The following is a 19,116-nucleotide window of genomic DNA, read 5'->3' on the forward strand; positions in this document are numbered from 1 at the left end:
GCGTTACTCGGATCGCGGCTGGGCGGCTCACGGTTGGGCCCTTATCCAGACCGCCACATCGTCGACCAGCTGTGTCGAGACGTGGCCTGCGACGCTGTACTCCTGCAGCGAACCCGGGCCTTCGCCGGCGATGCCGAGGTGGTTCAGGGCCGGGTAGCGGTGGAAGCGCGCCTTCGGACCTTCCGGCAGGCCGCGCTGCCAGCGCTGCCAGTCGACATCGGTCACCTGGAAATCGCGCCCGCCCTGCAGCAGCAGGATCGGCTGCGCCAGGGCCTGGGCATCGGCCACCGGGTCGATCCGGTCGAACGCGCGCCAGTAGCTGGCGGGTTGACCGAGCGGCAGGTCTTTCGCCGCGACTGCAGCGGTGCCGCGCACGCTGGCGATCTGCGCGTCGAGGCGATCCAATGCCACTTGGTCGGCGGCGCTGATCTCGCCATCCAGGTTCAACAGGTACCGGTTCTGCTCGGGCAGCAGGGTCAGCAGCGAACGCGCCGGTGCCGACCACAGCACCAGCCCCGCGACCTTGCCTGAATGCGACGCGATGCGCGGGGCCAGCATGCCGCCCTGGCTGTGCCCCATCACGTAGACGTGCTTCGGGTCGATGCCCGGGGTGCGCGCCAGCAGGGCGACGGCGGCGACCGCATCGTCAGTGGTTTCGTCGTCCATGGTGAAGTCGCCACGGAAGTCCTGCGGACGCGCGAGGGTGCGCTTTTCATGGCGCAGCACGGCGATGCCCTGCGCGGCCAGGCCACGCGCCACGTCCAGGAACGGCCGGTTTGGGCCGACGGTTTCGTTGCGGTCGTGGGGGCCTGAGCCGTGCACCATCACCACCGCGCGGAACGGGCCGGTACCGTGCGGCACGGTCAGTGTGGCCGGCAATGGACCTTTGCCGGCGTCGATCTGCAGCTCGCGTTCGCTGTAGGGGGCATCGGTTGGCGGTGCCGGTGGCGGCGCGGCGTCGGCGTCGGCCGGCTGCAGCAGCAGGCCGGCGATGCGACCCTGAGCGTCCACCGTGATGAGGGCCTTGGCCGAGGCCGTGGCAAACCGCAATGTCTGTACCACGATCTGCATGCCCTGCTGTTCAACCACGTGCTGCGCACCACGCTCCTCCAGCGTGCCCAGCGATTGCCACAGCGCCTGCAACGACGCTGCGGGCGCAGCCTTGGCCATGTCCGGGGTGAACATGGCTTCGGCGCCGGCGATGTCGCCGGCCTCCAGGCGGTCCACGAACTGCTGGGCCGTCTGTTGCGGGGTAGCTGCGCTTGCGACCATCGCCACCGACGACAGCAGCAGCGCGATCAGGCCGTTGCTCCAGGTTGCCATCTCAGCTCTCCTTCTTGAAGAACAGGTAGGCCACGCCCATCGGCGTGGCCTGCATCACGTTCACCAGCTCCCAGCCAAGTTGGCCCTGGCGGTTGAGTTCGGCCTGCAGGTCTTCCGGCTTCAGGCCGGTCCACGACGGCTTCACTTCCACGGTCAGGTAGCTCCAGCGTTTGCTCATTCCTTGCTCTCCGGATCAGGTGCGGGTTTGGGAAGGCGTCCAGCCTTGCGCAATGCGTCGCGCAGCAAGTATTCGATCTGCGCGTTGAGGCTGCGCAGCTCGTCGTCGGCCCAGCGCTGTGCTGCCGCCAGCACGTCGGCATTGATACGCAGCGGGTAGGCTTTCTTTTCGCTCATGCTCAGTACAACGAACCGGTTTCGGAAACTGATATCAAAGTGATATCAAATTTGCAAGTAACGGTACGCTGACGGTGCGCAGCGACGCAGGGCGTCGCTCTACAATGACTTCCCCGCCTGATGTCCGGAATTCGCACGATGATCACCCTCGGCACGCCGCTCTCTCCCTCCGCCACCCGTGTCCTGCTGCTGGGATCGGGCGAACTGGGCAAGGAGGTCGCCGTCGAGCTGCAGCGGCTGGGGGTGGAGGTCATCGCCGCCGACCGCTATGCCAACGCACCGGCCATGCAGGTGGCGCACCGCTCGCACGTGATCGACATGCTCGATGCGATGGCCTTGCGCGCGCTGATCGCCGAGGAAAAACCGCACCTGATCGTGCCTGAGATCGAAGCCATCCATACCGAGACCCTGGTCCAGTTGGAGCAGGAAACCGGCCAGCGGGTGGTGCCCACCGCGCGTGCGGCGCGACTGACCATGGACCGCGAGGGCATCCGCCGCCTGGCCGCCGAAACCCTGGGCCTGCCGACGTCGCCGTACCGCTTCGTGGACACCGAGGCGGAGTACCGGGCGGCGGTGGCGGAGATCGGCCTGCCGTGCGTGGTCAAGCCGGTCATGTCCTCATCGGGCAAGGGCCAGAGCACGCTGCGCGGCGAGGCGGACATCGCGCCGGCCTGGGACTACGCGCAGACCGGCGGTCGTGCGGGTGCGGGGCGTTGCATCGTGGAGGGCTTCATCGACTTCGATTACGAGATCACGCTGTTGACGGTGCGGCACGCGGGCGGTACGTCGTTCTGCGCCCCGATCGGGCATTGGCAGAAGGACGGTGACTACCGCGAGAGCTGGCAACCGCAGCCGATGTCGCCGGCGGCGTTGGCGCGTGCCGAAGCGATCTCGCAGGCGATCACCGACGACCTGGGCGGCTGGGGCCTGTTCGGGGTGGAGCTGTTCGTGAAGGGCGACGAGGTGTGGTTCAGCGAAGTCTCGCCGCGCCCGCACGATACGGGGCTGGTAACGCTGGCGTCGCAGGAGCTGAGTCAGTTCGCGCTGCATGCGCGGGCGATCCTGGGCCTGCCGATCCCGCTGATCCGGCAGAGCGGCCCGTCGGCATCGTGCGCGATGCTGGCGCATGGCGAGGGCGTGCCGGTGTTCAGCAACGTGGAAGCGGCGCTGGTGCATCCGGACACGGCGCTGCGCCTGTTCGGCAAGCCGAGCGTGCACGGGCATCGGCGGGTGGGCGTGACGTTGGCGCGGGGCGCCGATATCGACGAGGCGCGGAAGATTGCGCGTGGGGCGGCGGAAGCGATCACCGTCGAATTACGCCAGTAGTTCGATGGCGATCGCCGGTAGCGCCGGCCGTTGGCCGGCCCTCCGGGATCCAACATCGTGCGGGCCGGCCAACGGCCGGCTCTACCCGCCGGGCAGAGCCCGGCTCTACCGCACGTCCACCCACACCAGGTGGTGGTCGCTGCCATCTGCAATCTTCGCTTCCGGCGTTTCATTCGCCGGCCAGAACACGCCGCTGCCGATGTACTCGAAACCCACCGACGGCAGCACGTAATCCAGCCGCATGGTGCCGGACTTCGGGCCGAAATCGCCGGTGGCGTGGAACGGTGCGCCTTGGCGCACGATGCCCTTTTCGGCATACGCCAGGCTGGTCTGCTCGGCACCCACGCTGCGCGGGGTGGGGTAGCGCAGCACGCGCGCGTTCTCGATCAGTTCGACAATCGCGTCATGCCGGCCATCGCCGTCCACCGGGTCGTTGTTGAGGTCGCCAAGGATCACGAAGCGCGCGTCCTGGGCCAGGCCGCCACACTGGCCACGGTCATCGCACAGCCAGGGTTTTTCGCCGGCCGACAGGTATTCCTGCCACAGCCGCAGTTCGTCGTGGTTGCGCGCGACGTTGCGCTTCTCCGGGCCGTCGAACACCGGCGGGGTGGGGTGCGAGACCAGGGCGTGCACCACGCCGTTCGGCGTGTTCACCGGCACGTCCCAATGCGATTTGGACGACAGCCGCAGCTGCGACCACACGTGGTCGTTGTAGAACGCCGTGCCGCTGCGCGGGTCGATCGGGCGCAGGGCGCCGGGCAGCGTGCTCCACTTCAGCAACTGGAAGCTGCGCACCTTGGCTTCGTCGATCGGGTAGCGCGATAGCACCAGCATGCCGTACTGGCCCGGATGCAGGCCGTAACCCCAGGCATCGTTGCCGCGGTTGCGGCCGTCGCCGCCGATCTGGCCGTTGTTGTCCAGGTCCAGCCCGCTCTGCACGCCGGTGTTGACCGGGGCCAGGTAGCGGTAGGCGAAGTGCAGCGGCTCGCCGCCGCCGGGCTGGGCCACTTCCAGGTAGCGCTGCTGGAACAGGTCGGCGGCGCGGTGGGCGTCGTCGTAGTCGAATTCGTTGAGCAGCACCAGGTCCGGGCGCACCTGCTGCAGCACGGCGGCGATCTTGCGCGCGTGCGCGCTGTCGCCTTCCAGTTCGGCGATCAGCCCGCCGGTTTCGTCGCTGTACAGCGAGGTGTTGTAGGTGGCGATCCGCAGCGGTGCGGAAGCGGAATCCGGCATGGCGGCGGTCTTGGTCGGGGTTTGGGCGCAGGCGCCGCAGAGCAGGGCCAGGGCAAGGATCAGGGGACGCGATTTCATGCCGCTATTCTGCACGGGCGCGCATTGCAATGGCGGGTCAGATGCCGTCCAGGTCGTTATCGAACGCGTGCCAGCGGCGGCCGTCGTAGGCCTCCAGGGGCCGGAAGCGGCGCTTGTAATCCATCTTGCGGTGGTCGCGGATCCAGTAGCCCAGGTACAGGTGCGGCAGCTGTTCGCGCCGGGCCCAGGCGATCTGCTGCAGGATCGCGAACGTGCCCAGGCCCCGGTGGGTGTGGTCCGGGTCGAAGAAGGTGTAGACCGCCGACAGGCCCTGCGGGGTGACATCGGTGACCGCCACCGCGAGCAGCGGGCCGCGGTGCCCGTCGGCGGACGGCCCACGGATTTCCAGGAAGCGGCCCTGCGACCACTGCCCGATTAGGAACTGGTCGAATTCGTGCGGGCCATGTTCGTCCATCCCGCCCTGGGCGTGGCGATGGGTCAGGTAACGGTGGTACAGCGCGAACTGCTCATCGGTCTGCTCGGCGGCGACGATGCGCACTTCCAGGTCGTCGTTGCGCGCCAGGCAGCGGCGCTGGCTGCGGTCGGGTGCGAACCGGGCCACCGGCACGCGCACCGACACGCAGGCATGGCAGTTGGCGCAATGCGGGCGGTAGACCAGGTCGCCGGAGCGGCGGAAGCCCCAGCTGAGCGCCATCGGGTACAGGGTGCCGAGCCGCTGGTCATGCGGGTCCAGCACCAGATCGCGTGCAGCCCGCTCCGGCCAGTAGCCACAGGGATGGTCCCCGGTCTGGAACAGGCGCAGCTCGTCGTCGCGGTCGGTGTGGATCGCCATGTCCACAGCATAGCGCCGGGGCGTCGCAGGCGCCGCGACTGTCTGGCAAATGAACACGACCGGTGGCGGTGTCAACGCCGGCAGCGTCCGCGCGTTTTCTCTCCCGTGGGTGCCAACGCACCGCACGCAGTTTCCCCCAACCACCGGAGTGACCCATGCGCAACCGCAAACCCCTTCTGCTGCTGGCCCTGCTGATGACCACCGGCGCTGCCGGCCTGGCGGTGGCTGCCGATACCCCGGCCCCGGCGGCCAAGCCGGACCGCGTGAAGCTCGATACCAACGGCGACGGTTTCATCGACCGCACCGAAGCGGCCAAGGCCCCGCGCCTGGCTGGGAAGTTCGACAGCCTGGACATCAACAAGGACGGCAAGCTGTCGCGCGGGGAAATGCCGCGCTGGCACGGCAAGCGCCATGGGCGCGGCCCCGGTGGCGGGCATGAGCGCCTGGAAACGCTGGACGCGAACAAGGACGGCCGGATCAGCCGCGAGGAAGCCAAGGCCGACCCGCGCCTGGCGGCCCGCTTCGACCAGATGGATATCAACAAGGACGGCTACCTGGACAAGGCCGACCGCGAGCTGGGAATGAAGCAGCACCGTGACGCGTGGTTTGCTGCGGCCGATACCAACAAGGACGGGCAGCTCAGCAAGGCCGAATTCGATGCGGCCAAGGGTCCGTTCGGTGGCCTGCGGAAATAACGGTAGCGCCGGCCGTTGGCCGGCTGCTTTTCGTTCCGAGGTCATGAACCCTGACGGGCGGCTTCGGATGGTGTAAACGCCGGGGCGATGGTCGTGATCGTTGCGTGACAGCTTTCGGACGCATGGGCCGCGCTGCGCGCGGTGTCCGGCCAACGTTATGCCCGCCGTCCTGGCGGGCACCCTTCGGGCCGTCGCTACGCGACGTTGAGAACGGCTCCTGCCGTTCTCTTCGGGGCTACGAATTTTTACGTGGCCATTGGGATTGGGATCAATCAACCAGCGGCCACGAACATTTCCGGTCGTTCAACCACCGGGATGGGTCGGTAGCGCCGGCCGTTGGCCGGCCCACGCGGCCTGCGATGGGCCACGAATGGATCGACACCCTTCCTCCTCAGAACATCCCGCGCGCGCGTGCCATGGCGATTACCACGCCGATCACCGCCAGGTTGGTCACCACCAATGCGGGTCGCCCGTACATGGACTGATATTTCCAGTTCGGTCCGCTGCGGCCATGGCGTGCGGCATCGCGCGCGATCATCGGGGCCATGATCCGTTGCAGTGGCACCAGGCACTGGTAGTTCACCAGGCCGGTTCCCAGCACCATCGCGATCAGCGCCCAGTACGGCGGGGCCTGCAACAGCGTCAGGGCGAGCACGGTCATGCAGACCAGCATCGCGGTGAAGGTGCTGTAGTGCACGAAGCGATGCACTGCGGCGCGCTCGGCGGGCGTTTCGGTGTAGCAGAGCAGGTAGCGTCCACCGAGGTAGCTGCCGACCACGCCGCCGATGATGCCGGCGATCGCCACCGTCCAGCCGACCCCGGGGGTGAGCAGGTGGCTCTGGGTGGCGGCGGCGCCCAACGAGCCCATGGCCGCACCGCCGGACAGGCTGGCACCGCCCAGGCCGATCTTGCTGCTGCCCACGCCCACGCTGGTGCCCAACAGGATGGCGGCGCTTGCCGTGCCCGGTGCAGCCACCATCACCATTGAAACAACCGCGGTGGCGAAGGCCGCGCTGGGCGCGCTGCCGCGCGCGAACTCGCCGAAGCGGCGCAGCATTTCCCCGCGCACGCTGGCGCGCGCCCGCGACAGGCGCTTGCGCACGGCGGCGTCGCTCAGGCCAAGCAGGTTGGCCACCTGCTGCGAGCTCTGGCCCTCGCGGTAGTACAGCAGCAGGGTTTCGCGGCCGTCCTCGGGCAACGCGGAAATGATCTCTTCGGCGGCCAGTTCTTCCTCCGCCCGCTGCAGGTACTCCGGCGCGGAGGGGCTGGGGTCGGCCGCCATGCTGATCGCGATCTCGGCCGCGTCGCCAGACAGCGGCCGGCCGCGGTTGGCGCGCAGCCAATCACGGGCCAGGTTGCGGGTGATCTGGCGCAGCCAGGGCAGGAAGCTGGCGTGGCTGTGCAGCTGGTTGAGCTGTTGCCAGCCCTTGATGAAGGCTTCCTGCGCGATGTCCTCGCTGGCCTGCACGTCGCGGGTGATCGCCAGCGCGATCGCGGTCACGGTGTTCTGGCAGGCCAGCACGATGCGCCCGTAAGACTGCTGGCAACCGCCGGCGGCGGCGGGCAGTTCGCGGTCCAGCGTGTCGGTCAGTGGCAGCGCGGTCATGGCGTCGGTCCCGGTGGGTGGTGACATCATGACGGGGTGGGGTGGGGAATGTGACCGGGGGGTGGGAACCGGACCCGTGCGGTGGGAACCGGGACCCGTGCGGTGGGAACCGGGACCCGTGCGGTGGGAATCGGGACCCGTGCGGGGCACCGTAGAGCCACGCCCTGCGTGGCTGCTCTCCGTTCAGTGGTCATGAACGCCTGAAAGAGGGCTTCGGATCCTCTAAACGCCGGACAGGTATTCGACGCGGTGGGTGGGCGTCTTCGGACCCTTGTGCCGCGCTGGCGCGCGGTTGCCGACTAACAGTCGGCACTACGAATTGTTACGTGCGCAGGGAGATCCGGATACGTCACCACGTGCGCCGGTGACGTGCCAGGCGCGTCTGGCACGCTTACGGTTGTTCGACCGGCTGGATGCGAACCCGGACCTCTTCTTCTTCCTGCGCCGGCGGCGGGGCTGCCGGGCTCTGCGGCTGTACCTGCTGCGGCGGCGTTGTCGGCGCAGTGGGGGCGCTGCGGTGGCGCATCACCACCACCATCGCCACGGCGGCGATGATCAGCAGCAGGCCGATGCGGATGCGCCAGGCCCAGTTGCGGCGCGGGGCCACGTCAGCGGCCTGGTCGCGGAAGGCGAATTCGGCGGTGGGGTGGTCGCGCCGGGTGGTTTCCAACAGGCGGGCGTCGCGCAGGATTTCGCGCGCGCGCGGCTGGTCGTTGGCGTGTACCACCCACAGGGTGGGGTGGGTGGTGGCCTTGCTGGTGTCCAGGTAACTGAACTGGCTGCCGCGCTTGCTGTGGTACGAGCGCCCGTTGGTGATGCGCACCTCGATGCCGGCATCGCGCAGCAGCTTGGCCACGCCTTCCACGGTTTCCACGCGCTGGCTGGTGAAGATCTGACGCATATCGAATTATTCCCTGGCCGGTACGGCGGCGGCCGCGGCACTGTCATCCACCACGCGGATCAAGCCTTCCTGCGCGGTGCTGGCAACGAGCATGCCGTTGCGGGTGAAGAACTGGCCACGCGCGAGCCCGCGCGAATCCTGTGCGCTGGGACTATCCAGCGAATACAGCAGCCAGTCGTCGGCACGGAACGGGCGATGGAACCAGATCGCATGGTCCAGCGAGGCCATCTGCACGTGCGGCTGGTAGTAGCTGATGCCGTGCGGGAAGGTCGCGGTGCCGAGCAGGTGGAAGTCCGACGCATAGGCCAGCAGCGCCTGGTGCAGTTCGGGCGCATCGCCGACTTTTTCATTCAGGCGCAGCCACACCTGGTGGTAGGGCGGGCGCTTGGGCGGGTGCAGTTCATCGCGCGGGTACACGTGGCGGAACTCGAACGGGCCGCCACGCGACAGCCAGCGCTGCACCTTGATCGGCAGCCGCTCCAGCACTTCCGGCGGCAACGGGCGGTTCGGTTCGATGTCTTCCGGCTGTGGCACCTCCGGCATCTTGTGCTGGTGTTCGGCACCGGTTTCGGCCTGCTGGAACGAGGCCGCGCAGAAGAAGATCACCTTGCCGTGCTGGATCGCGGTGACCCGGCGCACGGAGAAGCTGCCGCCATCGCGGGTGCGGTCCACGTCGTACACGATCGGATGGTCGATGTTGCCGGCGCGCAGGAAATAGGCGTGCAGCGAATGCACATGCCGGCCGTTCTCGACCGTGGCCTGCGCCGCGGACAGCGCCTGGCCCAGCACCTGGCCGCCAAAGACATATTTGGTGCCGATGTCGCGGCTCTGCCCCCGGAACAGGTTGTCTTCCAGGCGCTCGAGCGTGAGCAGGTCGATCAGCTCGGAAACGACGGGTTCGTGCGGCTGGGACAAGGGGATGGCCAGAGGGTTTGACGGAAGCGAATTATACCGGGGCGATCACGGGTTCATGCGGGCCGGCCAACGGCCGGCGCTACCAGGATTTCTGGCCTGCGGATGGATCGGTAGCGCCGGCCGTTGGCCGGCCCAGGCGGTGCGTCGGGTGGAGAGCCCCCGGAGTCCGGGGGCGGCCGCGAAGCGGCGGGGGTGTGGAAGCAACATAAGAGGGGCCCACGATCCGCCGTGCGGATTGTGGGGCGGCAGCGCGCATGCGATGACGCGTACCCGCCGGCCGTTGGCCGGCCCTGGGAAACCGTCCGGGCCGTCACCCTTTCCCCAGCCGTGCCGCCAGCGCGTGCAACGCATTCTGCGCATCCGGCGCGAACCACGCGTCCACGAACCGATGCAGCTGGATCAGCTCCGGGTCCAGCGCTTCATGCAGGTCGGCCCGGGCCGTGGCTCGGGTCAGCAGCATCGGCTGGCGCGGCTGGGCCAGCAGCCGCTGCAGCCAGGCCAGTGCCCGTGGCACCACCTGGTCGCCGTCGGCCAGCTCGTCCACCAGCCCGATCTGCAGCGCCTGTTCGGCGGGCACCAAGGCCCCCGTGGTCAGCAGGACCCCGGCCCGGTGTGGCCCGACCGCGCGGCGCAACAGCCGCTGGATGCCCTCCGGCGCCACCAGCCCAACCTGCACCTCGTTCAGCCCGATCGCATATGGCTTCGCCGGATCCACGCTGCGCGCCATCACCCGGTAATCGCAGCACAGCGCCAGCACGCAGCCGCCGGCCGGGGAATGCCCGGTCAACGCGGCCACCACCGGAATGCGGCTCTGCGCGATGGTGCGCACCGCGCCGAAGAACGCATTCCAGCTGTCCAGCAGCTTGTGCTTGTCGTCGCCGTGCGAGAGCAGGTGTGGCACGTCCATGCCGCCGGTGAAGACCCGTTCGCTGCCCGAGAGGATGATCCCGTGCGCGTCTTCGGTCATGGCCAGATCGACCTCGTGGATCAGCTGCCGGCACAGCTCGGTATCCAGCGCATTGACTGGCGGGCGTGCCAGCCGCAGCTCACGGATGTCGCCGTGGTTGATCACCTCGATAAGCGTCGTCATGCTGGGATCTCATTGCGGGCAGGGAGCTGGAACGATGATAACCAAACCATTCGTGTGCGTATTGTTGATGGTGTGTGCGGGTGCAGCATCCGCGGCCGAACCGGCCTGCGTCACCGTGGAGCAGGGCTGGGTGCGGGTGTCGCAGGGGCCGATGCCGATGTCGGCCGGCTACGGGGTGATCCGCAACAACTGCAAGGCCCCGGTAGTGGTGGTGGCGGCCGACAGCACGGCGTTCGGCGATGTATCGCTGCATCAAACCACGCTGGTGGACGGCATCAGCCGCATGCGCGCGGTGGAGCGGCTGCCGATCGCGCCCGGCGCCAGCGCAGAACTCAAGCCCGGCGGCCTGCACCTGATGCTGATGCAGCCGCAGGCACCCCTAAGCGCCGGTGCGGTGGTTCCCCTGCAGCTGCGCCTGGAAGACGGCCGCAAGGTAGACGGCACGCTCACAGCACGCACCCCTTGAGCCAACGCGGTAGTGCCGGCCGCTGGCCGGCAGCTCGAAACGCGTAACGTCGGCCTATGGCCAGCCGTCAGCCCAGATCCACGCAGGCATTGGACAGCCGCGTTCTCTGCCCGTCCTTGGACCAGCTGAACAACACCGTCCAGGCCACGCCATCGGCCAGGCCGGTGGTATCGAAGCGGTACTCCTTCAGCGCATGCAACACGCCCATATCCACATTGCGCAGCCGCGATGAGCGGACAATCCCCGTCTCGCGCGGCCGGCCGTCCGCATCCAGCATCACCGCCAGCTCCATGCAGCCACCCGACGGGAGTTCCCCCGCCGGGCCGCGATTTATCTGGATCTTGAACGCTGAAGTGAAGGCGCTGGCGGGCATCGGCGCGGTCGGCGTGGACACACCGATGGCCATCATCAACAAGGGCATCATGCCGGCCACGTCGTCGCGTCCGTCAGCTGCAGGCGGCGCGCAGTGCGCCCGGCAATGGGGCGCTCTTGCCGGTCTGGGTATCCATCCACACCACCACCACGTTGCCGTCCGAATACAGCGTGCTGTCGTTCTTCTGGTCCACGATGCGGTGGCCGATGGTCACGCTGCTGTTGCCCAGGCGTTCGACGAACAGCTCCACCACGATGTCGTTGGGCCACACGATCGGCAGGCGGTAGTTGACGTTGGTGGCCGCCACCACCGGCGCGATCCGGTCGGTCATCGCCACGCCTTCCACGCCCAGCATCCAGCGCACGCGCGCCTCTTCCAGGTAGGAAATGTACTTGGCGTTGTTGACGTGGCCCATGCTGTCCATGTCGCGCCAGCGCACGCTGATCGGTACGCGGGCAATGATCTTGTGTTCGCTGCTCATTGCTTCTTCTTCGCCTTCGTGGTCTTGGCTGGGCTGGTCTTGCTGGGGGTGGCGGCACGCTTGGCGACGACCGCCTTCTTGGCGACCTTGGCCGGCTTTTCCGGCTTGGCCTTGCGCGGCGGGCGGGCGTCGGGCTTGTTGGCCATCGCCGCCGGCCGTTCCGGGCGCGCGCTGATCGACGGCAGCATCTTGGCCAGGAACTGGCCGGTGTACGAATCCGGATGCGCGGCCACGTCTTCCGGCGTGCCGGTGACCAGGATGGTGCCACCGCGGTGGCCACCTTCCGGCCCCAGGTCGACGATCCAGTCGGCGGTCTTGATCACGTCCAGGTTGTGTTCGATCACCACCACCGTATTGCCCTCGTCGCGCAGCTTGTGCAGCACGCCAAGCAGCGCTTCGATGTCATGGAAGTGCAGGCCGGTGGTCGGCTCGTCCAGGATGTACAGCGTGCGCCCGGTATCGCGGCGCGACAGTTCCTTGGACAGCTTCACACGCTGCGCTTCACCGCCCGAAAGCGTGGTCGCGCTCTGGCCCAGCTTGATGTAGCTCAGGCCCACGTCCACCAGCGTTTCCAGCTTGCGCGCGATGCTCGGTACCGGTTCGAACAGCTTCAGCGCATCTTCGACGGTCATCTGCAGCACGTCGTTGATGTTGTAGCCCTTGTACAGGATCTCCAGCGTTTCGCGGTTGTAGCGCTTGCCGTGGCAGACATCGCAGGGCACGTACACGTCCGGCAGGAAGTGCATTTCCACCTTGATCAGGCCATCGCCCTGGCACGCTTCGCAGCGGCCGCCGCGCACGTTGAAGCTGAAGCGGCCCGGCGAATAGCCGCGTGCACGTGCTTCCGGAACCTGCGCATACAGCTCGCGCAGCGGGGTGAACAGACCGGTGTAGGTGGCCGGGTTCGAACGCGGGGTGCGGCCGATCGGCGACTGGTCGATGTCCACCACCTTGTCGAACAGGTCCAGGCCGTCCACCGACTTGTACGGCGCGATCGGGTGCGAGGAGCCGTTGATCTCGTTGGCGGCCAGCGAGAACAGGGTGTCGTTGATCAGCGTGGACTTGCCCGAGCCGGACACGCCAGTGATGCAGGTCAACAGGCCCGAGGGAATGTCCAGGTCCACGCCCTTGAGGTTGTTGCCGCTGGCCCCGCGCAGGTGCAGCGTCATCTTCGGGTTGGGGGTGTGCCGGCGCGCGGGAATCTCGATCGCACGCTTGCCCGACAGATACTGGCCGGTAAGCGAACGCGGCGCGTCCAGGATGTCCTGCAGGGTGCCCTGGCCGACGATCTCGCCGCCGTGCACGCCCGCGCCTGGGCCGATGTCCAGCACGTAGTCGGCCAGGCGGATCGCGTCTTCGTCATGCTCGACCACGATCACCGTGTTGCCCAGGTCGCGCAGGCGGGTGAGGGTGCCGAGCAGGCGTTCGTTGTCGCGCTGGTGCAGGCCGATGGACGGCTCGTCGAGCACGTACATCACCCCGACCAGGCCGGCGCCGATCTGGCTGGCCAGGCGGATGCGCTGGGCTTCGCCACCGGACAGGGTGTCGGCCTTGCGCTCCAGGGTGAGGTAATCCAGGCCGACGTCGACCAGGAAGCCCAGCCGCTCGCCGATCTCCTTGACGATCTTGCCGGCGATCTCGCCGCGCCACCCGGGCAGGGTCATGCCGCTGAAGAACTTCAGCGCTTCGTCGATCGGCAGCACCACCAGTTCCGGCAGCGCACGGTCGGCCACGAACACGTTGCGCGCGGCACGGTTCAGGCGCTGGCCCTGGCATTCCGGGCAGTTGCGTTCGCTGATGTACTTGGCCAGCTCTTCGCGCACCGCCGCCGATTCGGTTTCCTTGTAGCGGCGTTCCAGGTTCGGAATGATGCCCTCGAAGCGGTGCTTGCGCTGGGTGCGGCCACCGGCTTCGGTGAAGTAGGTGAAGGTGATGGTTTCATCGCCGCTGCCGTACAGCACCGCCTGGCGCACGCTTTCGGACAGGCTCTGCCACGGCGCGTCCACGTCGAATTTGTAGTGCTTGGCCAGCGAGGCAATCAGCTGGAAGTAGTACGCATTGCGGCGGTCCCAGCCGCGCACGGCACCGGCCGACAGCGACAGCTCCGGGTGCACCACCACGCGCGAGGGATCGAAGAATTCGGCCATGCCCAGGCCATCGCAGCCCGGGCAGGCGCCCACCGGCGAGTTGAACGAGAACAGGCGCGGTTCCAGCTCCGGCAGCGAGTAATCGCAGACCGGGCAGCTGTACTTGGACGAAAACAAGTGCGCGGGCGCATCTTCCACATCCAGCGACTGCACCGACACCATGCCGTCGCCCAGCTTCAGCGCGGTTTCAAAACTTTCGGCCAGGCGCTGCTTGATGTCCTCGCGCGGACGGAAGCGGTCGATCACCGCCTCGATGGTGTGCTTCTGGCGCAGCGCCAGCGGCGGCACCGCATCGATTTCATGCAGCGCACCGTCCACCCGCACGCGCACGAAGCCCTGCGCGCGCAGCTGGTCGAACACCTGGGCATGCTCGCCCTTGCGCTCGCGGATCACCGGGGCCAGCAGCATGTAGCGCTGTTCCGGGTCCAGGGTCAGCACGTGGTCGACCATCTGGCTCACGGTCTGCGCTTCCAGCGGGTAGCCGTGGTCCGGGCAGCGCGGGCTGCCCACGCGGGCGTACAGCAGGCGCAGGTAATCGTAGATCTCGGTGATGGTGCCCACGGTTGAACGCGGGTTGTGCGAGGTCGACTTCTGCTCGATCGAGATCGCCGGGGAAAGGCCTTCGATATGGTCCAGGTCCGGCTTTTCCATCACGCTCAGGAACTGCCGGGCATAGGCCGACAGCGACTCCACGTAACGGCGCTGGCCTTCGGCGTAGATCGTGTCGAAGGCCAGCGAGGACTTGCCCGAACCGGACAGGCCGGTGATGACAATCAACTTGTCGCGGGGCAGGTCGAGATCGATGTTCTTGAGGTTGTGCGTCCGCGCGCCGCGGATGCGGATGAAATCCATCGCCATGGGGGATCCGTTGTAGGTGGGGCAAGCGGAGACGGCAATCGGTCAGCCTACCGAGCTTGGGATTTGGGGGCAATCGGCCACATTGCCAGCCCTGCGTCTCACCTTCTGCGACTGGCCGGCCCTGAACCTGAACAGGGTTCAGCCTATCTGGCCCCGGGGCAGGGGGTGGGTTGACCCGGGCCGGGTGGAGTCATTAAAATCCCGCTTCTGTCCGCCCTCGATGGCGGCAGTCCATAGACCACAATAACTACAGAGGAAGTCTGGTCATGTACGCAGTACTGGTAACCGGCGGTAAGCAATACCGCGTGGCGCAGGGCGAAACGCTCCGCGTTGAAAAGCTCGAAGTCGAAGTGGGCAACGAGATCAAGTTCGAAGAAATCCTGATGCTGGGCGACAGCGATGGCATCAAGCTGGGCGACGCGCTGAGCGGCGCTTCGGTCACCGCCAAGGTCGTGTCCCAGGGTCGTGCCGACAAGGTCCGGATCATCAAGTTCCGTCGCCGTAAGCACCACATGAAGCGCCAGGGTCACCGTCAGTACTACACCGAAATCGAGATCACCGGCATTGCCGGTGGCAGCAAGTAAAAAGGAGAAGCAGTCATGGCACATAAGAAGGGCGTAGGCTCATCGCGCAACGGTCGCGACTCCAACCCGAAGTACCTCGGCGTCAAGATCTTCGGTGGCCAGGCCATCGATGCCGGCAACATCATCGTGCGTCAGCGCGGCACCCAGTTCCACCCGGGTACCGGCGTTGGCCTCGGCCGTGACCACACCCTGTTCGCGCTCGTCGACGGCAAGGTGGAGTTCTCGGTGAAGGGCCCGAAGAAGCGTCGTACCGTCAGCGTCGTCGCCGAAGCCTGAGCTTCGCGACACCTGGGCGTCGCCCCCGCCGTGGCGTGGGGCCGCTGACGAAAGCCCCGCTCCGGCGGGGCTTTTGTTTTTCACGTTAGACTCTGCGGTCGGGCGCTTTCGTTGCCCACCGCCTCCAGTTGGCATCCAGAATCATGAAACTTGTAGACGAAGCAGAAATCCAGGTCACCGCTGGTAATGGCGGTAACGGCTGCGTCGGTTTCCGTCGCGAGAAGTTCATTCCGCTGGGCGGCCCGGACGGCGGCGACGGCGGCAATGGCGGCAGCGTGTACATCCGCGCCGACGAAAACCTCAACACCCTGGTCGACTTCCGCCACGAGCGCATTTTCAAGGCGCAACGCGGCGAGAACGGCATGGGCCGCCAGGCCTATGGCAAGGGCGGCGAAGACCTGGTCATCACCGTGCCGGTCGGCACCGTGGTGATGAACGTGGCCACCGATGAAGTCATCGGCGATCTGACCCAGCACGGCGACATCCTGCTGGTGGCCAAGGGCGGCAAGGGCGGCCTGGGCAACATGCACTTCAAGAGCTCCACCAACCGCTCGCCGCGCCAGTCGCTGCCGGGCGAAGAAGGCGAGGAGCGCCTGCTCAAGCTGGAGCTGAAGCTGCTGGCCGACGTCGGCCTGCTGGGCTTCCCCAATGCCGGCAAGAGCACCCTGATCCGCGCCGTGTCCGCTGCCACCCCCAAGGTGGCCGATTACCCGTTCACCACCCTCTACCCCAACCTGGGCGTGGTGCGCGTGGAGAACTACCGCAGCTTCGTGATCGCCGACATTCCCGGCCTGATCGAAGGCGCGGCCGACGGCGCCGGCCTGGGCGCGCAGTTCCTGCGCCACCTGCAGCGCACCCGCCTGCTGCTGCACCTGGTGGATATCTCGCCCATGGAAGGCGGCGTGGAAATCTCGCCGATCGAGCAGGTCCGTGCGATCGAGCGCGAGCTGGAAAAGCACGACCCGGAGCTGCTGGATAAGCCGCGCTGGCTGGTCCTGAACAAGGCCGACCTGATGTTCGAGGGCGAGGCCAGGGCCGCGGCCGAGAAGATCATCGCCGAACTGGGCTGGACCCAGCCGTGGTACCTGGTTTCGGCACTGGGCCGTGAAGGCACCTGGCCGATCATGACCAACATCATGGCGTTCTTCGACCGCCAGAAAGAAGACGAAGCGGATGCGCGCAACGCGCTCTGACGCTGTTCGTGCTTCAAAGGGGAACCCGGCTCCGGCCGGGTTTTTCCGTTCTGCCGTAGAGCCACGCCCTGCGTGGCTGCCGTTGGCACAGGGTCCTGGATCGCAGGCAGCCAGCCACGCAGGGCGTGGCTCTACGTGGGGTGCTTTCTGCGTCTGGTCGGCCAACGCAAAAAACGGCCTGGAGCCGTTTTTGACATCGCTTGCCGATGGCCCGAAGGGCGCCCGCCATGGATGGACGGGCGCAAAAAACCCGGCCGGGGCCGGGTTTTTGTACCGCACACCGCGCCAGGCGCGGCGTTGCAGCGCCGTATCAGGCAGCCTTGATGGCCTTGATGCGCGCGGTCAGGCGGCTCTTGTGGCGAGCGGCCTTGTTCTTGTGGATCAGACCACGCGAGCTGAAACGGTCGAGGATCGGCTGGGCGACGGCAAAGGCTGCCTCGGCGCCGGCGGCATCGTTGGCGTCGAGCGCCTTGATCACCTTCTTGACAGCGGTGCGCAGCATCGAACGCTGAGCCGTATTGCGCGCGTTGCGCACGACGGTCTGCTTGGCGCGCTTCTTGGCGGACTTGATATTGGCCACAGTGGTGGTTTCCTGAAAAATCGGTGTAATGGGAACAGCAAGCTGGAAAGTATGATGGCTCGAAAAATGTACGTCAAGTCAATTGTCAAGAGGAAACACGGGTGAGTTCACCAAGGATGTTGCGCGGGCTGCTGTCCTTCAGCAGCATGACCATGATTTCGCGGGTGCTGGGGCTGGTCCGCGACCTGGCCGTCACCACCACGTTCGGCACCAACGCGGTGACCGACGCCTTCTGGGTCGCCTTCCGGGTGCCCAACTTCCTGCGCCGGCTGTTTGCCGAGGGCTCGTTCGCCACCGCCTTCGTGCCGGTGTTCACGGAAGTGAAGGAAACCCGATCACACGAAGAACTGCGCGAGCTGATGTCGCGCGTGGCCGGCACCCTGGGCGCGGTACTGCTGCTGGTCACCGCGCTGGCGCTGATCTTCGCGCCACAGCTCGCCACGCTGTTCTCAAGCGGGGTGGAGACCGACCCGGCCAAGCACGGCCTGCTGGTGGACCTGTTCCGGCTGACCTTCCCGTTCCTGCTGTTCGTCTCGCTCACCGCCTTGGCCGGTGGAGCCCTGAACAGCTTCCAGCGCTTCGCGATGCCCGCGCTCACCCCGGTCATCCTCAACCTGTGCATGATCGCCGGCGCGTTGTGGCTGGCGCCGCGGCTGGGCGGCACGCCTGAGAAGCAGATCCTGGCGCTGGGCTGGGCGGTGCTGGCGGCCGGCGTGCTGCAGTTGTTGTTCCAGCTGCCCTCGCTGAAGGGGATCAACCTGCTCACCCTGCCGCGCTGGGGTTGGAAACACCCGGGCGTGCGCAAGGTGCTGACCCTGATGGTGCCGACCCTGTTCGGCTCGTCGGTGGCGCAGATCAACCTGCTGCTGGACACGGTGATCGCGGCCAAGCTGACCGACGGCTCGCAGTCCTGGCTGTCGCTGGCCGACCGCTTCCTGGAGCTGCCACTTGGCGTGTTCGGGGTGGCGCTGGGCACGGTGATCCTGCCCGCGCTGGCCCGCCACCATGTCAGTACCGACAAGGCCGGCTTCTCCAGCGCGCTGGACTGGGGCCTGCGCACCACGCTGCTGATCGCCGTACCGGCCATGCTTGGCTTGATGCTGCTGGCCGAGCCGCTGATCGCCACGATCTTCCAGCATGGCCAGTTCACCGCGTTCGATACCCGCATGACCGCGCTGTCGGTGTACGGCCTGAGCTTCGCCCTGCCGGCCTTCGCCCTGCTCAAGGTGGTGCTGCCGGCGTTCTACGCCCGCCAGGACACCCGCACCCCGGTGCGTGCCGGCCTGGTCGCGCTGGTGGCCAACATGGTCTTCAACTTCATCCTGCTGGCCGTGCTGTACCACGTGATGGTGCCCGAGGCGCTGAAGGCGCAGGGCGTGTGGGTGGCACTGGGCAAGCAGCCAGGGCTGCACCTGGCGCTGGGCATTGCCAGCGCGCTGTCCAGTTACCTGAATCTTGGCCTGCTCTGGTACTGGCTGGGCAAGACCGACGTCTACCAGCCGAAGGCCGGCTGGGGCGGCTACGTGACCCGGCTGGGCCTGGCCTGCGCGGCCATGGTGGCGGTGCTGCTGGGCCTGCTGCAGTTGATGACCGACTTCACCGACATGGATAAATGGCACCGCATCGGCAACCTAGCGCTGCTGGTCGGTGGTGGCGGCCTGACCTACCTGCTGGCCCTGGTGGCCATGGGCTTCCGCCCGCGCCACCTGCGCGAGCATTGATCCACGCGGTTTCAGTCCCAATCTTCTGGGAATCGCCGGCCATTGCCGGCGCCGTTGTCGTCACCGACCGTGCTTCAAGGCCGCCGTAGAGCCACGCCCTGCGTGGCTGCCACGGACACCCGG

20 protein-coding genes are annotated in these 19,116 nt (G+C 67.1%); 7 read left to right on the forward strand and 13 right to left on the reverse strand.

Annotated features, from left to right (window positions below):
- Positions 1–27 precede the first annotated feature (27 nt).
- From J7J08_RS01545 to J7J08_RS01555, 3 genes are read right to left on the reverse strand one after another with little or no spacing between them, the layout of a single operon-like run.
- Positions 28–1,323: an alpha/beta fold hydrolase gene (locus J7J08_RS01545; protein WP_214900855.1), complete on the reverse strand. Its 1,296-nt coding sequence runs from the start codon at positions 1,321–1,323 to the stop codon at positions 28–30.
- 1 nt (position 1,324) lies between these two features.
- On the reverse strand, positions 1,325–1,501 hold the full coding sequence (locus J7J08_RS01550) for a DUF4177 domain-containing protein (protein ID WP_214900857.1): 177 nt from the start codon (positions 1,499–1,501) through the stop codon (positions 1,325–1,327).
- On the reverse strand, positions 1,498–1,677 hold the full coding sequence (locus J7J08_RS01555) for an Arc family DNA binding domain-containing protein (RefSeq protein WP_214900859.1): 180 nt from the start codon (positions 1,675–1,677) through the stop codon (positions 1,498–1,500). The genes J7J08_RS01550 and J7J08_RS01555 overlap by 4 nt, the downstream gene beginning before the upstream one ends.
- A gap of 138 nt (positions 1,678–1,815) precedes the next feature.
- Here J7J08_RS01555 and purT point away from each other — a divergent pair, with 138 nt between their 5' ends.
- Positions 1,816–3,003: a formate-dependent phosphoribosylglycinamide formyltransferase gene (purT, locus tag J7J08_RS01560; protein WP_214900861.1), complete on the forward strand. Its 1,188-nt coding sequence runs from the start codon at positions 1,816–1,818 to the stop codon at positions 3,001–3,003.
- 105 nt (positions 3,004–3,108) lie between these two features.
- On the opposite strand, the gene J7J08_RS01565 is transcribed toward purT, so the two are convergent.
- Positions 3,109–4,314, reverse strand: coding sequence for an endonuclease/exonuclease/phosphatase family protein (locus tag J7J08_RS01565; protein WP_214900863.1), 1,206 nt, complete (start codon positions 4,312–4,314; stop codon positions 3,109–3,111).
- A gap of 37 nt (positions 4,315–4,351) precedes the next feature.
- A complete protein-coding gene (locus J7J08_RS01570) occupies positions 4,352–5,107 on the reverse strand; it encodes an arginyltransferase (RefSeq protein ID WP_214900865.1) in 756 nt (251 codons plus the stop codon).
- Positions 5,108–5,262: 155 nt separating this feature from the next.
- Here J7J08_RS01570 and J7J08_RS01575 point away from each other — a divergent pair, with 155 nt between their 5' ends.
- The gene (locus tag J7J08_RS01575; protein WP_214900866.1) at positions 5,263–5,802 is read left to right on the forward strand and encodes an EF-hand domain-containing protein; all 540 of its coding nucleotides are present in this window, start codon (positions 5,263–5,265) and stop codon (positions 5,800–5,802) included.
- Positions 5,803–6,193: 391 nt separating this feature from the next.
- Here the strand turns inward: J7J08_RS01575 and J7J08_RS01580 are convergent, their stop codons facing one another.
- From J7J08_RS01580 to J7J08_RS01595, 4 genes are all read right to left on the reverse strand, one after another.
- Complete coding sequence (locus tag J7J08_RS01580; RefSeq protein ID WP_214900867.1) at positions 6,194–7,408, reverse strand: RNA polymerase sigma factor; 1,215 nt, start codon at positions 7,406–7,408, stop codon at positions 6,194–6,196.
- Positions 7,409–7,799: 391 nt separating this feature from the next.
- The gene (locus tag J7J08_RS01585; RefSeq protein ID WP_214900868.1) at positions 7,800–8,309 is read right to left on the reverse strand and encodes a DUF2007 domain-containing protein; all 510 of its coding nucleotides are present in this window, start codon (positions 8,307–8,309) and stop codon (positions 7,800–7,802) included.
- Between the two features lie 6 nt (positions 8,310–8,315).
- Entirely contained in the window at positions 8,316–9,236 is a 921-nt protein-coding gene (gene tesB, locus J7J08_RS01590) for an acyl-CoA thioesterase II (RefSeq protein ID WP_214901569.1), read from the reverse strand.
- A 298-nt stretch (positions 9,237–9,534) separates the two neighbouring features.
- Positions 9,535–10,314 (reverse strand): enoyl-CoA hydratase/isomerase family protein, encoded by a 780-nt coding sequence (locus J7J08_RS01595; protein ID WP_214900869.1) that lies wholly within the window; start codon positions 10,312–10,314, stop codon positions 9,535–9,537.
- A gap of 34 nt (positions 10,315–10,348) precedes the next feature.
- Here J7J08_RS01595 and J7J08_RS01600 point away from each other — a divergent pair, with 34 nt between their 5' ends.
- Positions 10,349–10,780, forward strand: a complete 432-nt coding sequence (locus tag J7J08_RS01600) for a copper chaperone PCu(A)C (RefSeq protein WP_214900870.1) — start codon at positions 10,349–10,351, stop codon at positions 10,778–10,780.
- A 67-nt stretch (positions 10,781–10,847) separates the two neighbouring features.
- Here J7J08_RS01600 and J7J08_RS01605 read toward each other — a convergent pair whose 3' ends face one another.
- From J7J08_RS01605 to uvrA, 3 genes are read right to left on the reverse strand one after another with little or no spacing between them, the layout of a single operon-like run.
- Complete coding sequence (locus tag J7J08_RS01605) at positions 10,848–11,204, reverse strand: hypothetical protein (protein WP_214900872.1); 357 nt, start codon at positions 11,202–11,204, stop codon at positions 10,848–10,850.
- A gap of 22 nt (positions 11,205–11,226) precedes the next feature.
- Complete coding sequence (locus J7J08_RS01610; protein ID WP_214900875.1) at positions 11,227–11,634, reverse strand: thioesterase family protein; 408 nt, start codon at positions 11,632–11,634, stop codon at positions 11,227–11,229.
- On the reverse strand, positions 11,631–14,639 hold the full coding sequence (uvrA, locus tag J7J08_RS01615) for an excinuclease ABC subunit UvrA (RefSeq protein ID WP_214900884.1): 3,009 nt from the start codon (positions 14,637–14,639) through the stop codon (positions 11,631–11,633). Before uvrA ends, J7J08_RS01610 begins: the two co-directional genes overlap by 4 nt.
- Positions 14,640–14,905: 266 nt before the next feature.
- Here uvrA and rplU point away from each other — a divergent pair, with 266 nt between their 5' ends.
- The 3 genes from rplU (at position 14,906) to cgtA (ending at position 16,692) form a co-directional block, all read left to right on the forward strand.
- A complete protein-coding gene (gene rplU, locus J7J08_RS01620) occupies positions 14,906–15,223 on the forward strand; it encodes a 50S ribosomal protein L21 (protein ID WP_214900886.1) in 318 nt (105 codons plus the stop codon).
- 15 nt (positions 15,224–15,238) lie between these two features.
- Positions 15,239–15,499 (forward strand): 50S ribosomal protein L27, encoded by a 261-nt coding sequence (gene rpmA, locus J7J08_RS01625; RefSeq protein ID WP_019184517.1) that lies wholly within the window; start codon positions 15,239–15,241, stop codon positions 15,497–15,499.
- Between the two features lie 143 nt (positions 15,500–15,642).
- Positions 15,643–16,692, forward strand: a complete 1,050-nt coding sequence (gene cgtA, locus J7J08_RS01630; protein ID WP_214900888.1) for an Obg family GTPase CgtA — start codon at positions 15,643–15,645, stop codon at positions 16,690–16,692.
- Positions 16,693–17,002: 310 nt separating this feature from the next.
- Here cgtA and rpsT read toward each other — a convergent pair whose 3' ends face one another.
- Positions 17,003–17,272: a 30S ribosomal protein S20 gene (rpsT, locus tag J7J08_RS01635; RefSeq protein WP_019184515.1), complete on the reverse strand. Its 270-nt coding sequence runs from the start codon at positions 17,270–17,272 to the stop codon at positions 17,003–17,005.
- 116 nt (positions 17,273–17,388) lie between these two features.
- Here rpsT and murJ point away from each other — a divergent pair, with 116 nt between their 5' ends.
- Positions 17,389–18,993, forward strand: coding sequence for a murein biosynthesis integral membrane protein MurJ (gene murJ, locus J7J08_RS01640; RefSeq protein ID WP_214901571.1), 1,605 nt, complete (start codon positions 17,389–17,391; stop codon positions 18,991–18,993).
- Positions 18,994–19,116 lie beyond the last annotated feature (123 nt).

The sequence above is a fragment of the Stenotrophomonas sp. ISL-67 genome (assembly GCF_018612915.1).
In the GTDB taxonomy this organism is placed as follows: Bacteria; Pseudomonadota; Gammaproteobacteria; order Xanthomonadales; family Xanthomonadaceae; genus Stenotrophomonas.

Excerpts from the sequence above, each read along its gene's own strand:
- J7J08_RS01545 (WP_214900855.1), bottom strand. The coding sequence starts at position 1,323 with ATGGCAACCTGGAGCAACGGCCTGATCGCGCTGCTGCTGTCGTCGGTG.
- J7J08_RS01550 (WP_214900857.1), bottom strand. The coding sequence starts at position 1,501 with ATGAGCAAACGCTGGAGCTACCTGACCGTGGAAGTGAAGCCGTCGTGG.
- J7J08_RS01555 (WP_214900859.1), bottom strand. The coding sequence starts at position 1,677 with ATGAGCGAAAAGAAAGCCTACCCGCTGCGTATCAATGCCGACGTGCTG.
- purT (WP_214900861.1), top strand. The coding sequence starts at position 1,816 with ATGATCACCCTCGGCACGCCGCTCTCTCCCTCCGCCACCCGTGTCCTG.
- J7J08_RS01565 (WP_214900863.1), bottom strand. The coding sequence starts at position 4,314 with ATGAAATCGCGTCCCCTGATCCTTGCCCTGGCCCTGCTCTGCGGCGCC.
- J7J08_RS01570 (WP_214900865.1), bottom strand. The coding sequence starts at position 5,107 with ATGGCGATCCACACCGACCGCGACGACGAGCTGCGCCTGTTCCAGACC.
- J7J08_RS01575 (WP_214900866.1), top strand. The coding sequence starts at position 5,263 with ATGCGCAACCGCAAACCCCTTCTGCTGCTGGCCCTGCTGATGACCACC.
- J7J08_RS01580 (WP_214900867.1), bottom strand. The coding sequence starts at position 7,408 with ATGACCGCGCTGCCACTGACCGACACGCTGGACCGCGAACTGCCCGCC.
- J7J08_RS01585 (WP_214900868.1), bottom strand. The coding sequence starts at position 8,309 with ATGCGTCAGATCTTCACCAGCCAGCGCGTGGAAACCGTGGAAGGCGTG.
- J7J08_RS01595 (WP_214900869.1), bottom strand. The coding sequence starts at position 10,314 with ATGACGACGCTTATCGAGGTGATCAACCACGGCGACATCCGTGAGCTG.
- J7J08_RS01600 (WP_214900870.1), top strand. The coding sequence starts at position 10,349 with ATGATAACCAAACCATTCGTGTGCGTATTGTTGATGGTGTGTGCGGGT.
- J7J08_RS01605 (WP_214900872.1), bottom strand. The coding sequence starts at position 11,204 with ATGATGCCCTTGTTGATGATGGCCATCGGTGTGTCCACGCCGACCGCG.
- J7J08_RS01610 (WP_214900875.1), bottom strand. The coding sequence starts at position 11,634 with ATGAGCAGCGAACACAAGATCATTGCCCGCGTACCGATCAGCGTGCGC.
- uvrA (WP_214900884.1), bottom strand. The coding sequence starts at position 14,639 with ATGGCGATGGATTTCATCCGCATCCGCGGCGCGCGGACGCACAACCTC.
- rplU (WP_214900886.1), top strand. The coding sequence starts at position 14,906 with ATGTACGCAGTACTGGTAACCGGCGGTAAGCAATACCGCGTGGCGCAG.
- rpmA (WP_019184517.1), top strand. The coding sequence starts at position 15,239 with ATGGCACATAAGAAGGGCGTAGGCTCATCGCGCAACGGTCGCGACTCC.
- cgtA (WP_214900888.1), top strand. The coding sequence starts at position 15,643 with ATGAAACTTGTAGACGAAGCAGAAATCCAGGTCACCGCTGGTAATGGC.
- murJ (WP_214901571.1), top strand. The coding sequence starts at position 17,389 with ATGTTGCGCGGGCTGCTGTCCTTCAGCAGCATGACCATGATTTCGCGG.